The 12982-nt window shown below is 61.6% G+C and carries 15 protein-coding genes and 1 pseudogene; 10 read left to right on the plus strand and 6 right to left on the minus strand.

Features of this window, described 5'->3' with window-relative positions; translation table 11 throughout:
* Positions 1–171: 171 nt before the first annotated feature.
* The 3 genes from MTAI_RS09735 to MTAI_RS09745 all read left to right on the plus strand — a co-directional run bounded on the left by MTAI_RS09735 (position 172) and on the right by MTAI_RS09745 (position 3521).
* Complete coding sequence (locus MTAI_RS09735; RefSeq protein WP_187388537.1) at positions 172–1167, plus strand: IS701 family transposase; 996 nt, start codon at positions 172–174, stop codon at positions 1165–1167.
* Between the two features lie 96 nt (positions 1168–1263).
* Positions 1264–2511: a sensor histidine kinase gene (locus MTAI_RS09740; RefSeq protein ID WP_027888963.1), complete on the plus strand. Its 1248-nt coding sequence runs from the start codon at positions 1264–1266 to the stop codon at positions 2509–2511.
* 5 nt (positions 2512–2516) lie between these two features.
* Positions 2517–3521 (plus strand): tetratricopeptide repeat protein, encoded by a 1005-nt coding sequence (locus MTAI_RS09745; protein WP_027888964.1) that lies wholly within the window; start codon positions 2517–2519, stop codon positions 3519–3521.
* A 74-nt stretch (positions 3522–3595) separates the two neighbouring features.
* On the opposite strand, the pseudogene MTAI_RS15315 reads toward MTAI_RS09745, so the two are convergent.
* A pseudogene (locus MTAI_RS15315) lies at positions 3596–3768 on the minus strand (PIG-L family deacetylase); the annotation flags it as partial.
* 10 nt (positions 3769–3778) lie between these two features.
* Between MTAI_RS15315 and MTAI_RS09750 the strand changes: the two are divergent.
* The 7 genes from MTAI_RS09750 (at position 3779) to MTAI_RS09780 (ending at position 10459) form a co-directional block, all read left to right on the plus strand.
* Positions 3779–3958, plus strand: coding sequence for a YetF domain-containing protein (locus MTAI_RS09750; protein ID WP_043983473.1), 180 nt, complete (start codon positions 3779–3781; stop codon positions 3956–3958).
* A gap of 105 nt (positions 3959–4063) precedes the next feature.
* The gene (locus tag MTAI_RS09755; RefSeq protein WP_119361876.1) at positions 4064–4375 is read left to right on the plus strand and encodes a ComEA family DNA-binding protein; all 312 of its coding nucleotides are present in this window, start codon (positions 4064–4066) and stop codon (positions 4373–4375) included.
* Between the two features lie 45 nt (positions 4376–4420).
* Positions 4421–4627: a Sec-independent protein translocase subunit TatA/TatB gene (locus MTAI_RS09760; RefSeq protein WP_043983583.1), complete on the plus strand. Its 207-nt coding sequence runs from the start codon at positions 4421–4423 to the stop codon at positions 4625–4627.
* Positions 4628–5273: 646 nt separating this feature from the next.
* On the plus strand, positions 5274–6269 hold the full coding sequence (locus MTAI_RS09765) for an IS701 family transposase (RefSeq protein WP_187388538.1): 996 nt from the start codon (positions 5274–5276) through the stop codon (positions 6267–6269).
* A gap of 222 nt (positions 6270–6491) precedes the next feature.
* Complete coding sequence (locus MTAI_RS09770) at positions 6492–7298, plus strand: IS5 family transposase (RefSeq protein ID WP_119342530.1); 807 nt, start codon at positions 6492–6494, stop codon at positions 7296–7298.
* Positions 7299–7417: 119 nt separating this feature from the next.
* Positions 7418–9709: a S8 family peptidase gene (locus MTAI_RS09775; RefSeq protein WP_187388539.1), complete on the plus strand. Its 2292-nt coding sequence runs from the start codon at positions 7418–7420 to the stop codon at positions 9707–9709.
* Between the two features lie 114 nt (positions 9710–9823).
* On the plus strand, positions 9824–10459 hold the full coding sequence (locus MTAI_RS09780) for a hypothetical protein (protein ID WP_223299798.1): 636 nt from the start codon (positions 9824–9826) through the stop codon (positions 10457–10459).
* A 130-nt stretch (positions 10460–10589) separates the two neighbouring features.
* Here the strand turns inward: MTAI_RS09780 and rplS are convergent, their stop codons facing one another.
* From rplS to rpsP, 5 genes are all read right to left on the minus strand, one after another.
* Positions 10590–11033 (minus strand): 50S ribosomal protein L19, encoded by a 444-nt coding sequence (rplS, locus tag MTAI_RS09785; protein ID WP_027888015.1) that lies wholly within the window; start codon positions 11031–11033, stop codon positions 10590–10592.
* 148 nt (positions 11034–11181) lie between these two features.
* Positions 11182–11901 carry a tRNA (guanosine(37)-N1)-methyltransferase TrmD gene (trmD, locus tag MTAI_RS09790; protein WP_027888016.1) on the minus strand — a complete coding sequence of 240 codons (720 nt, stop codon included), beginning with the start codon at positions 11899–11901 and terminating at the stop codon, positions 11182–11184.
* A 9-nt stretch (positions 11902–11910) separates the two neighbouring features.
* Entirely contained in the window at positions 11911–12399 is a 489-nt protein-coding gene (gene rimM / locus MTAI_RS09795; RefSeq protein WP_027888017.1) for a ribosome maturation factor RimM, read from the minus strand.
* 15 nt (positions 12400–12414) lie between these two features.
* Positions 12415–12633: a KH domain-containing protein gene (locus MTAI_RS09800; protein ID WP_027888018.1), complete on the minus strand. Its 219-nt coding sequence runs from the start codon at positions 12631–12633 to the stop codon at positions 12415–12417.
* Positions 12634–12708: 75 nt separating this feature from the next.
* Entirely contained in the window at positions 12709–12954 is a 246-nt protein-coding gene (rpsP, locus tag MTAI_RS09805) for a 30S ribosomal protein S16 (RefSeq protein WP_013013291.1), read from the minus strand.
* Positions 12955–12982 lie beyond the last annotated feature (28 nt).

Here is a 12982-nt window from a genome sequence, read left to right on the forward strand (position 1 = left end):
ATCTAGCCTTCTGCCCAGGGGTATCATGGAGTTTTCGCTTGGCTTGGGCATGCGAGCGGACACACCTGGGCTGGTTTGCAGCAAATACTTAGGAGTTACGCAGTTGCCCCTCACCCCTCTACTCGGCTACCCTTTTCTGCAAAGCAAACAGGCCAAGAGGAGTTAGCTGCCATGAACCCCCCAAAGTGCACCGACCTGGACTATATCCACTTCCTCATCGCCGCCCAGAGGGTCTTCACCTGTACCGAGGCCGCCCGCTGCCAACCCGAGGAACCCAGCGCTCCCGCCCACGACGCCTTCACCCGCCTGCTCCAGCGACAGCCTCCCGACACGGAGGCGCTGTGGCAGGAGGCCAGGGCCGTGGTGGAGCCCAGCCGGGGGCTTCTGATCCTGGACGACACCACCCTGGATAAACCCTACGCCCAGCGGATGGAGCTGGTGACCTACCACTGGAGCGGCAAGCACCAGCGGGTGGTCAAGGGGATCGCCCTCATGACCCTGCTGTGGACGGAGGGCCAGGCCCTCATCCCCTGCGACTTCAGGATTTATGACAAGCCCTGGGAAGGGAAGACCAAGAACGAGCACTTTATGGAGATGCTGCGGGTAGCCAAGGGACGGGGGTTTGCTCCAGCGTACGTGCTAATGGATAGCTGGTACGCTTCGCTGGAGAACCTGAAGGAGATTGCTCGCCTGGGCTGGCGCTTCCTCACGCGGCTGAAGGGGAACCGGCAGGTGAACCCGGATAGGGAGGGGCTTCGGCCGGTGAGCGAGGTGGAGATACCGCCGGAGGGGCGGGTGGTGCACCTGAGGGGTTTTGGTCTGGTCAGGGTGTTCCGGACGGTTTCGAAAGACGGGGACGCGGAGCACTGGGCGACCAACGACCTGGGGATGACTGAAGGTCGGCGGGGGGAGTTGGAGCGGGCAGGCTGGGGTATCGAGGTCTACCACCGGGGGCTCAAGGGGTGTTGCGGGGTGGAGCGGGCCCAGGTGAGAAAGAGGGCCTCTATCCTGGGCCACCTTCTTCTGTCCCTACGTGCTTTTCTGAGGCTGGAGGTGTACCGCTTGCGAACGGGGGTGAGTTGGTATGAGTCCAAGGCAAGCATTATCCGCGAGGCGATACGAAGTTACCTGGCCAATCCCATACACATCCTTCACCCAACTGCGTAAGTCCTAATACTATAGAAGCCGGGCCTCCAACCCCCTGCGCACCTCCATCTGGCGATTTATGCAAACAACCACAACCTCGAGGAACCCCCCAGCCCTATGAACCTTCGCCTGCGCCTGGCCCTCATTACTTTCAGCCTGACCCTTCTGGGCCTGGGCCTGGGCCTGCTCCTGACGTACCAGATTTTGGAGCGCAGCCGCCTGGCCGATCTCGATCGGGAGCTTAGGCTCCAGGCCAGCATAGTATTGCAGGCAGCGCTCAGCGGCCGGCCCATACCCGACAGTCTGGCCGACGCGCTTTCACAGGACAACCGTGTCCAGTCGGCGCAGGTTTATCGTGGGCTACAAAAGATTTGGGAAGGCGGCACCTTCACCTCCGACCTACCCTTCGACGCAGCTATGCTGGGCCGGGAGGGCCCCAGCGAGGTGCGGGGGCTGCGAGTATACACCCTAAGCCAGGGGGACTTAAGCGTGCAGCTCAGCGAATCGTTATGGCTGTTGCGCGAGACCCTGGAGCGCTTCGTGGAGGTCGCTGTTCCCATTGCTTTGCTGCTGGCCCTGCTCTCGGCAGGGCTGGGCTATCTAGCTGCTGGGCTGGCGGTACGGCCCCTCGAGCGCCTCACCCGCGCCGCGGCTCGCTTTGAGCAGGGGGAGCCGGTACCGCAGATCTCCGGCCAGGACGAAGTAGCCAGCCTGGCCCGTTCCTTTGCCAGCCTGCTCGACCGGCTTAAGGATCAGCGTGAGCGGGAGCAGCAGTTTTTAGCCTACGCTGCACACGAGTTGCGCACCCCGCTCTCGGCCTTCCGGGCCAGCCTCGAGGCGGCCAGGCTCCGGGGCCAGATGGGCCCAGAGCAGCTCAGCCGCCTGCACCGCGAGGCTTTGCGGCTGGAGACTCTGGCCCAGAACCTGCTGGCCCTCTCGCGGGCCGAGAGCGGCGAGGTGCGGGGACAACCCCTGGATCTGGCTGACCTGGTCTCCGAGGCCTTCGACCGCTTCCAGCCTTTGGCCCTGGAACGGGGTCTGGAACTGGGCCTGGAGGCCCAGCCCGCCCCTGTCTATGCCGATCCACGCCTGCTCGAGCAAGCCCTCAACAACCTGGTACACAACGCCCTGCGCTACACCAGCAAAGGTAGCGTGCTGCTAAAAAGCGGCCTGGAAGAGGGCTGGGCCTGGCTCGAGGTGGCCGACACCGGCCCCGGCTTCCACAAGGACTTCCACGAGGGGCTGGGCCTGCGGGTGGCGCGGGCGGTGGCCCAGGCGCTGCAGGGAGAGTTACAAATCAAGCAGCACCAGGGGAGCCAGGTGCGGCTGCGCTTACCACAGCGCCAAGCGCACACGGGAGGGTAGAAAAAATGCAGCTCAAAGTTTTACCAGTACTAATACTGCTGGGCCTTGCATACCCAGCCTATGCCCGTCCACCCGAGGACGCCTACGCCTACGGCTCCGCGGCTTTCAACCAGTTGGTGGAGGAGTCCTACCGGCTGACCGACGCCAAAGGGCTGAAGCCTTTTTATCCTTGGTTCGAGCAAGCCTACGCACGTTACGCGAAGGAAGGCCTGCAGCAGAGCTTCGAGGCCCGCCGGCGGGCCTACAGCCGGCTACAGCCCTCCCAGAGGGCCGCCTACGAACAACAAAGCGCCATCTGGGCCTATCGCACGGTTAAAGCCCTGATCCCGAATTTCAGCCTCGAGCGCGGTTACGAGTTCGCCTTCGCGGTGCGCTATGGAGAGCGGCAGTGTCTGTTGCAGTCGGTGCTCATCGCTGGAATGCTCCAGCGCATCGGGCTGAGGGCAGGCGCGGTGATGGTCTGGAAGAACCTGCACGGGCAGGTGAGCAACCTCGGACACGTGAGCACTTTGCTGCGCCTTTCCAACGGCCACGACCTGTTGGTCGATGCCTCGGAGCCTGAACCCTTCCCCGAGCACCAGGGCCTCTTCACCTGGGACGCTGCTGTGGGCGATTACCGCTTTCTCGAGCCTCGCTTCGCGAACAACCACGAAATTCAGGCCTATCGCCTGGTGGGCAACGGTCACGAAGCACCGGTGAGCGAGATCGCACCGCTCGGCCTGCGCTATCTACAGTCGCAGTTCTACTACTACCGGGGCGAACGCGCCCCCGGTGGATTTATGGGTCCCTCTACACCCCAAGGCCTGGCAACCTCGGCCCGCTTTTTGCAGGAGGCGGTGCGCTTGGAGCCGGGCAACCCCTTAGCGGTGTATGTGCTGGGGCTGGTCTACCGCAAACAGGGGCAGCTCGAAGCTGCCCGCCAGCAAATCCGCACCGGCTACCAGCTTTATGCACGCTATGGCTTCATCCCCGATGGCCCCAAGGCCGCCCATACCTGGGCCGGTGAGTAATACCAGGTTCGGTTGGTTCAGTGTCGGAAGGCGGCGAACCAACCCGACTGAAGGAGGTGCTAAGGTCTCAGGGACAGGCCCTTACCCCACGGGGTGGGCTCGAGGGGCAGTTGAGGGTGCAGGCCCTTGGGTAAGGGCCACTCCAGCCCACCGTGCACCATCCAGAAGCGCAGCCGCTCGGCAGCGACCTCCTGCGGTGATCGGCATGGGCATCCCTGGGAGAAGGGGCCAGCACCTGCTCGAGCACCCACCGGAAGATGCCGCCCCGCCCTCACGAGGCCCTGCAGCGCGAGACGGCTTTACGCGAGCACGGGGTCAGCCGAACCGAACAGGTGGCCTCGGCTGTACTGGAGATTGACGGCACCATCTCGGTGGTGCCCTTCCAGGAGCCCACTGTACACAAGATGCGCCACGTCAAGTCCAGCCGCAACCGCTAGGTTTCAGCACGGGCAATTCATTCTGCCTTCACGCCCTGGCTTCACAGTATCGACCGTGACCTACCTTTTACCACTGCCGTGCCTGGGTCACAGAAGGAGAGGATTATGCGTCTGAAAAAGTCCCTGGGTTTGCTCTTGGCTGCACTCACTGTGATGGGCGGCTCGCTGATGGCCTTTGCTTCCTCGGCAAACACGACGGCGGCTAGCAAGACCACGGTGGCCGCAAAGATCGCCCCTGTGCACATCAACACCGCCACCCTGGCGCAGCTTGAGACCCTGCCCGGCGTCGGGCCCAAGCTGGCCCAGGAGATCATCAAGCACCGGCCCTACAAGAATGCCCACGACCTCCAGAGCAAGGTCAAGGGCATCGGCCCCTCGCTCTGGAAGAAGATCGCTCCCTACGTGCTGTTCAACTAGACCGACCTGCCGCTACGCCTTCCATGGTAGGCAAGGAGGGAACGCGTGAACCTCGGATTTCCCGAGATAGCAGTTATCCTGCTGGTGGCCCTGCTGCTCTTCGGCCCGCGCAAACTACCTGAGCTGGCCCGGGGCTTGGGAGAGGCGATTAGGGAGTTCAAGAAAGGGGCCAGCGCCATTCACGAGGAAGTGCCAAAGCCTCTTGACCTGAGCGCACAGCAAAACCCGCAGAAGGCAAAGCTGGAAAGATAGCCTTCAAGCACTGAAAATCAACGACCGGTGAGAACCGCCTCGCTCGAGGCGGTTCCTTCGGTATCAGAGCGTTTCCCACAAATATACCCGAGGGCATCTTCTCCGGCCTGGAGGGGCGGGTCTTTCACCTCCAGGCGGTGGTTGGGGGCTTTTCCGAAGCGGTAGCAAGACGCTTGCCTCAGCTATCCAGGTGAGCATTCCGGTGAGCGCCGTGCCAGAAGGCATGGCCTTCGACAAGAGCGGCGGGTTATGGATCACATATTCTGCCGGCAAGTTTGCCCGGCTCTCCCCTGCCTAGTTTTGCCCCAGCAGCAGTGCCGGAAGCTTATACCAGATTCGGTTAGTTCGGCGCCGGAAGGCGCGAACTAACCCGACCGAAGGGGGCGCTCTGGGATTCAAAGAGATAGCCTCTGAAAGTCTTTGCTTTGGTTGATTATCTTTTTGAATCCGGTATTAGTCCTCTACCCGGCCCCGGCGCTCTACCACAAGCCACCCTAGACTGGCTGTTTTTGTCGCACCGCCCGTTGGAGTGGGTTTTTTATTTATCACTGCCTGCAATACGCATAGGAGTTACGCAGTTGCCTCTCACCCCTCTACTCGGCTACCCTTTTCTGCAAAGCAAACAGGCCAAGAGGAGTTAGCTGCTATGAACCCCCCAAAGTGCACCGACCTGGACTATATCCACTTCCTCATCGCCGCCCAGAAGGTCTTCACCTGTACCGAAGCCGCCCGCTGCCAACCCGAGGAACCCAGCGCTCCCGCCCACGACGCCTTCACCCGCCTGCTCCAGCGACAGCCTCCCGACACGGAGGCGCTGTGGCAGGAGGCCAGGGCCGTGGTGGAGCCCACCCGGGGGCTTCTGATCCTGGACGACACCACCCTGGATAAACCCTATGCCCAGCGGATGGAGCTGGTGACCTACCACTGGAGCGGCAAGCACCAGCGGGTGGTCAAGGGGATCGCCCTCATGACCCTGCTGTGGACGGAGGGCCAGGCCCTCATCCCCTGCGACTTCAGGATTTATGACAAGCCCTGGGAAGGGAAGACCAAGAACGAGCACTTTATGGAGATGCTGCGGGTAGCCAAGGGACGGGGGTTTGCTCCAGCGTACGTGCTAATGGATAGCTGGTACGCTTCGCTGGAGAACCTGAAGGAGATTGCTCGCCTGGGCTGGCGCTTCCTCACGCGGCTGAAGGGGAACCGGCAGGTGAACCCGGATAGGGAGGGGCTTCGGCCGGTGAGCGAGGTGGAGATACCGCCGGAGGGGCGGGTGGTGCACCTGAGGGGTTTTGGTCTGGTCAGGGTGTTCCGGACGGTTTCGAAAGACGGGGACGCGGAGCACTGGGCGACCAACGACCTGGGGATGACTGAAGGTCGGCGGGGGGAGTTGGAGCGGGCAGGCTGGGGTATCGAGGTCTACCACCGGGGGCTCAAGGGGTGTTGCGGGGTGGAGCGGGCCCAGGTGAGAAAGAGGGCCTCTATCCTGGGCCACCTTCTTCTGTCCCTACGTGCTTTTCTGAGGCTGGAGGTGTACCGCTTGCGAACGGGGGTGAGTTGGTATGAGTCCAAGGCAAGTATTATCCGCGAGGCGATACGAAGTTACCTGGCCAATCCCATACACATCCTTCACCCAACTGCGTAAGTCCTAACGCAATCGTTCATGGAGTGTTCAACCCTGCCCTTCTACGCTTCGGGCAACTTCGGGAAACCCGAAGTCCCTTAAGGAGGAAGGCCATGAAACATCTTTGGAAGCTGGCTCTGGGAACGCTCGCAGCGGTCTGGCTGCTGGTGGGTTGTGGCAACAACAACTCTAGAATCTACAAACCACCTTACCCAAATCAGGCACTGCAGTTATGTTTAGAGCATGAACCGCCGTGCTTACCCATCGGACGTCCGTGATGAGGAATGGGCTCTGGTGCTGCCCTATTTGACCCTCGCCCCGCTGGAAGCACCCCAGCGCAAGTACGACCTGCGCGAAGTGTTCAACGCCCTGCGCTGGATGGTTCGAACCGGTGCTCAGTGGGACTACCTGCCCCACGACTTCCCACCCCCCCATATCGTTCAGGCGCAAGCCTACCGCTGGATGAACCGGGGGGTCTTCGAAGACCTGGTACACGACCTGCGCATGACCCTGCGAATGCTCCAGGGCAAAGCCGCCCATCCCAGCGCTGCCATCTACGATGCTCGCACCCTACAGTCCACCCCGCAAAGTGGGGAGCGGGCCGGATACGATGGGTACAAACGACGCAAGGGAAGCAAAGTTCACCTGGCGGTAGATACCCTGGGGCATCTGCTGGCCCTGGTAGTAACGGCGGCCAGTGAACAGGAACGGGCCCAGGTGGGAGCCCTCAGTCAACAGGTGCAGGAAGTGACGGGGGAGCAGGTGGAAGTGGCCTTTGTGGATCAGGGTTACACTGGGGAGGAAGCGGCACAAGCGGCAGAGGCGGAAGGCATCGCCCTGTGTGTGGTCAAGGTGGAAGGGGCCAAACGAGGATTCGTGCTGCTGCCGAAGCGTTGGGTGGTGGAACGTTCGTTTGCCTGGACATCCCGGTTTCGCAGGCTGGCGCGAGACTATGAGCGGCTGGCTGAGACCTTGCGAGGTTGGCACTGGTTGGCTTTTTCGATTCTGATGACAGCGAAAACTGTGGAGCTTTTACGAACAGCTAGTTAGCAGGCTCTAACCAGTCCAACCAGATACCCGCCTCCACTTTCAAGGTCAACCCTGCGCTAACCCCCTCGGTCGAGAGCATCCCCGACCCCGAAGGGGGTGCCCCGCGCCCGGTGGGTGCCATGCGCGGCAAAAGCGGGCACCAAAGTGAGTTTGTGCTCAACGAGCTCATAATCAGCAGCGATGACACCGCCAAGGTGGAGGCCTTGGCCGCCCGCTACGGTGGTCGGATTCTGCGCACCATCAGCCTCGAGGGTGCACCCAAGCTGCATCTGGTACGGGTGAATGCCAGTCCGGCGGTAGAGGCCCAGCTCGCCCAGGATCTCAGAGCTTTGGTGCCGGAGGCCCGTAGCGACCTCGAGTTCTCCAATCAGGAAGGGCTCAACCTCCTGGCCACCGCCGCCCGCGAGGGCGTTAGCCAGAACCTCAAGGTCTCGCTCAACTTCATCTTCAAGCCCCAAGACATAGCGGCGGGCACCACATCTGAGGCACCCAGAGGCGCTTTGCCCGACTATAACCCGAATGCTTTTAATTGGCCCTATATGAACCGCGGCAGCCCCCAGGACATCGGGGTCGGCGAGGCCTGGCGCTTGCTGCTGGCCGCAGGCAGGCTCTCCAACCGGGTTCGGATGGCAATCATAGACGGTGGCTTCCAGCGGGATCACCCAGACTACCCCGCCAGCCGCAGCATCTACGGCGGTTCGGACTGGGGGCGCCCGAATCCTTTTGATTGCGGGGGCAGACCCTGCCCCTGGCACGGCACCCATGTGACCCAGGCGGCCATGGCCCTGCCCGACAACAACCAAGGGGTGGCCGGGCCCGCGGGCCCTGTGGCCGAGCTGGTGGCCGTACAGGTGCCAGGGGATTTCTTCGAGTTTCTCCGCTTTGTGGTAACCACCCTGGCCGCCTCTGCCATAGAACGCCCCAGGATTATCAACATCAGCGGCGCAGGGGCTATCCCTGCGGTTCCCGGTGCGCTGCTCGAGGCAGCCCTGGCCCCGTTGTTGCTGGCCATCCAGACCAACCCACTGGGGCCCATCTTCGTCACTGCAGCCGGAAATGCCGGGGCCAACGTGGATGCAGAGGACTGCTTTATCGTCTGCTGGGAGGAAGACCTGTGGGCACCATGCGAGCTGTCGGGCTTTATCTGCGTAGGCGGCATGGGCTGGAATACCACCGCCAAAGCAGAACGATCGAACTGGGGAAGCGACCGTGACTCCTCCTCGGTGGACATTTATGGCCCCTTTACCATATGGGCTGGGCCCGACCCCAGTACGGGAGAGGTTCACAAGGTAAGCGGCACCAGTCTTTCATCGCCCTTCGTAGCCGGTGTCGCTGCGCTCATCTGGGCTGCCAACCCCCTCCTACCCCGCCAGGTAGTAGAGTCCATCCTTCTCGACACAGCCCACAACGGCGGCGTACACGATGGGGGCGGCCACCAGCGGCGTGTCAATGCCTTCGGGGCGGTGAGCAGGGCATTGGGCAACGTGCCTCCTTTCGTTCGGATCGAGAGCCCCACAGAAGGACGGGTGTTCTCCTGGCGTTTCCCGGTCTCTCTGAACGCTACCACCTACGACCCTGACACACCCGGCACCCCAGCGCTGGCTTGGCAAAGCAGCCTCAATGGTTCCCTGGGCTCTGGCACCTCTGTTACCGTCAACAACCTCAACCTGGGCAGCCACCGCATAACGGCGACCGCGACCTCCGGTGGGCAGACCGCAAGCGACTCTGTCAACATCACCGTTCGCAACGACCCCCCCTCCGTGCAGATCGTAGAGCCCGATACCAGCAACACCCTCTGCACCAACAGCCCCATCACTTTCAGGGCCACCGTGAGCGACCCCAACAACCCGCCCTCCAATCCCTTCCCCACCGGTAACGTGGTCTGGCGGGTGGGTAGTACAAGCTTCGGCACAGGGCTTACTGCTACCCGCACCTTCAACACCGCAGGCACCTACACCATCACCGTGCAAGCCACCGACGACGCCCCCGCCCCGCACACCCTTTCCGCCACCGATACCCGCACCATCACAGTGGTGGCCTGCACCAACAACCCGCCCACCGCCAACATTACCAACCCCCCGTCCGACCTGGTTGTAGACTTCAACGGCAGCGATGCAAACGGCTGGTATTACCAGATCACCCTGCAAGGAAACGCTACCGATCCTGAAGACGGTACCTTGAGCGGCGCTTCCCTGGTCTGGAGCACCAACCGTGCAGATGTACAACCCGGTGGCCCCTCCACAGGCGAGCAAACCTTGGGCACGGGTAACTCGCTCACCGTTCGGCTCTACACCACCTGTGAATTGCCCTACTTCGGCACCGTTGAGCATCGCATTACCCTCACCGCTACCGACAGCGCGGGTAACAGGGTCGTCCGAACCCGGCTGATTACCGTCAGAACGCTCTGCTAAAAACACCTGATCGCTCCTGCCCGTGCCAATCCGGGCAGGAGCAATGCTTTGGGGAGCCGGGAGTTGCTCAATCTCTTGGTAGTACAATGTCGGCAAACCCAGCAAGGAGGCAACATGAACAGGCTACTGGTTGGTATGGGAATCTTCCTTTCGGCCCTGGTGCTGGCCCAGTCCGCCCAGAGAACCTACAGGCTCTTTATCAACGGCCAGGCCCAGGCCACCCCGGCCATTGTGGTGAACGGCAAAACCTATGTTCCCCTCGAGGCCCTGCAAAAAGCCGGGGCCCAGGCCAGCCTGCAAGGGGGCGAGCTGCGCATACAGCTCATCCCGGTAGGGGGGCAGGAGCAGGCCATGCTGCTCGAGGGCAAAAAGGGCGAGTGGCTCTCCAACGGCACCTGGCGGCTGCGGGTGCTGGAGGTAACGCCCGGAACCAACCCCTTCTTCGGCTCGGGGCCGGGGTATGTGGTGCGTGTGGAGGTGCGCAACCTGACCCGCAACAAAACCTCGCTGCACAAAACCGGCTTCGATGGCTTCCAGCTTCTGGACAACCAGGGCAACAAGCTGGTTGCGGCCGACTTTGGCGAGAAGTACACCGATATCGCCCAGGCCGACGGGCTGGTCATCACCCTACGCTTCGGGCCCAATCCCAGGCTCGAGGCAATCGGGGCAGCCGATAAGCTGCTGGTGAACTTCCGCCCCAGCGGCGGCAGACCAGCCCTGAAGGGTTTCCGGGTATTCCTGGCAGAGTGATATCGGATTCAAACAGAGGCTATCTTTTTGAATCCTATAGCACACCCCTCGCTACGCTCGGCGAAGAAAGTGTATCCCTTCGGTCGGGTCAGTTCAGCGCCTTCCGGCACCGAACTGACCGAATCTGGTATTATTCCTTGCTTTCCTCAACCGCAGCGGCCGCTTTGGCTTCCGCGGCCTCTTTGGCAGCAGCTGCCCGGGCCTCAACATCCTCGCTGAGGCGCTTGCGGTCGCCCTTGATGCGGGCAGCTTTGCCGCGCAGCTCGCGCAGGTAGTACAGCTTAGCCCGGCGCACCTTACCACGGCTCACCACCTGCACGCTTTCAATCAGGGGCGAATTGAAAGGGAAAATGCGCTCTACGCCCTCGTTAAAGGAGATTTTACGCACCGTGAAAGCGCTGTTGAAGCCGTTGCGCTTAATCTTGATCACCACGCCTTCATAGGCCTGCACACGGGTACGGTTGCCTTCGACCACCTTGTAGTTGACCCGTACGGTATCGCCCGGCTTGAACTGGGGGATGTCGGTACGGGTGTACTTCTTCTCGACTACCTTCAGCAATGCGCCACGGTTCATGGTCTGACTCCTTGCTCCAGCGGAACCTACTTGTGCGCCCTTTGCCATTACGGCCAGACTGCGGGTTCATAGATGGTTGCCCTCAAACGTATCCGCCCAGCAGATACTCGGGACAGGTCAGCAAGTTGTGATTCTAGCAGCCAGTATATTAGTTGTCAAAGTCGCTTTCCTCGAGCCAGACCAGGTCCCTGGGGGTTAGTTCGGCCCGCTCGAGCAGGTCGGGGCGGCGGGCTTTGGTTCGTTTGAGGGCCTGCTTGCGCCGCCACTCGGCAATTTTGGCGTGGTGGCCCGAGGTGAGGATTTCCGGCACCGCCAGGCCCCGGAACACCGGCGGGCGGGTGTAGTGGGGATAGTCCAGCAAACCTGTGGTGAAGGAGTCCTGCCGATGGCTCTCGGCCTCCTTGATGACCCCCGGAAGCAGGCGGGCCGTGGCCTCCAGAATCACCAGGGCGCCCAGCTCCCCCCCCATCAGCACATAGTCGCCAATTGAAATCTCGCGGGTCACAAAGTGCTCCACGCGCGCGTCAATGCCCTCGTAGCGACCACAAACCAGCACCAGGTGCGACTTGCCGGCCAGCTCTTCCACCAAAGGCTGGGTAAGCGGCCGGCCGGCCGGGGTAAGCAAAATCACCTCGTCGGCGGGGCCGGCGGCCTCGATGGCCCGCACCACCACGTCCACCCGCATCACCATACCCGCGCCGCCACCGTAGGGGGTGTCGTCCACGGTTTTGTGCTTGTCCTCGGTGTGGGCGCGAATATCGCGGATGTCCACTTCAATCAGACCCTTCTGGATGGCTTTCTGAACAATAGATTCCTCTGTCCAGGGACGCACCAGATCGGGGAATAGGGTCAGGATGGTGTATTTCATACCGCGCGGCTAATCAAACAGGCCGGGTATGGCCTCGATGTAGATGGCATCGGCCTCGACCTTCACATAAGGGGCTTGGAAGGGCACCATATAGGTCTTGTGCTGAGCCCGCAAAGAAGCACCCTTGGCTTTGATGATAAGCCACTCCTGCGCACCATCTTCAACGTCTATCACTTCACCGAAGGGCTGTCCATCTACAAAAACCGGCCTGCCAATCAGCTCGAAGTAGTAGTACTCGCCCTCTTCCAGCGGGGGCAGGTCGGCCTGATCAGCATAGACCCGCAAACCCACCAGCTGTTCGGCTTCCTGGCGGCCCTCCACACCCGCTAGAAAAAGTACTATTTCTCCATTGTGCTCTTCAATTTCTGCGATGGCGCGGTAGCCCAGGCCCTCGAGGTAGATGCGCTCGAGGTCGAAGATCACCGGCTCCCCTCGAAACTTGAGGCCCCCCGCCATGCCGTAGGCTTTTCCAATGCGTCCAATTTCGATGCGCCGCATACTGTACGGAAGTGCTTAACGTACTTCCACCGAAACCCGGCCCTTGGCAAACGAGCGTACCACCGTGCGGATGCTCTCGATAACGCGACCCTGCCGGCCGATAATCCGGCCTTTATCTTCGGGGTGGGTCTCGATGTAGTACACCAACCCTTCGCGGCTCCGGCGCTCGTCCACGCGAACCATAGCCGGGTGATCGACCACTGCTTTTGCCAGGTACTCCACGAGGTCTTTCATAAGCATTAGCCTAAAGCCTTAAGTCAAAAGCCGAAAGCCCGAGGTTTTGGGCCTTCGGCTTCCACTTGGCAGCTATTAGGCCCCAGGGTTGGCCTGCTTGATGAGCTTTTTTACCGTATCGGTGGGCTGGGCCCCTACCCCCAGCCAGTACTGCAGGCGCTCCTGGTCGATCTTCAGCCAGTCCTTGGTGGTCTTGCGGGGGTCGTAGTAGCCGATGCGCTCGATGTAGCCACCGTCGCGCTTGGTGCGGCTGTCCATCACCACAATGCGGTAATGAGGGTTGCCTTTGGAACCGAAACGGGACAAACGAATCTTGGTCATGTTCTACTCCTTTGTGTTGTCTAAAGCG

Source organism: Meiothermus taiwanensis WR-220 (genome assembly GCF_003568585.1).
Classification (GTDB): domain Bacteria; phylum Deinococcota; class Deinococci; order Deinococcales; family Thermaceae; genus Meiothermus; species Meiothermus taiwanensis.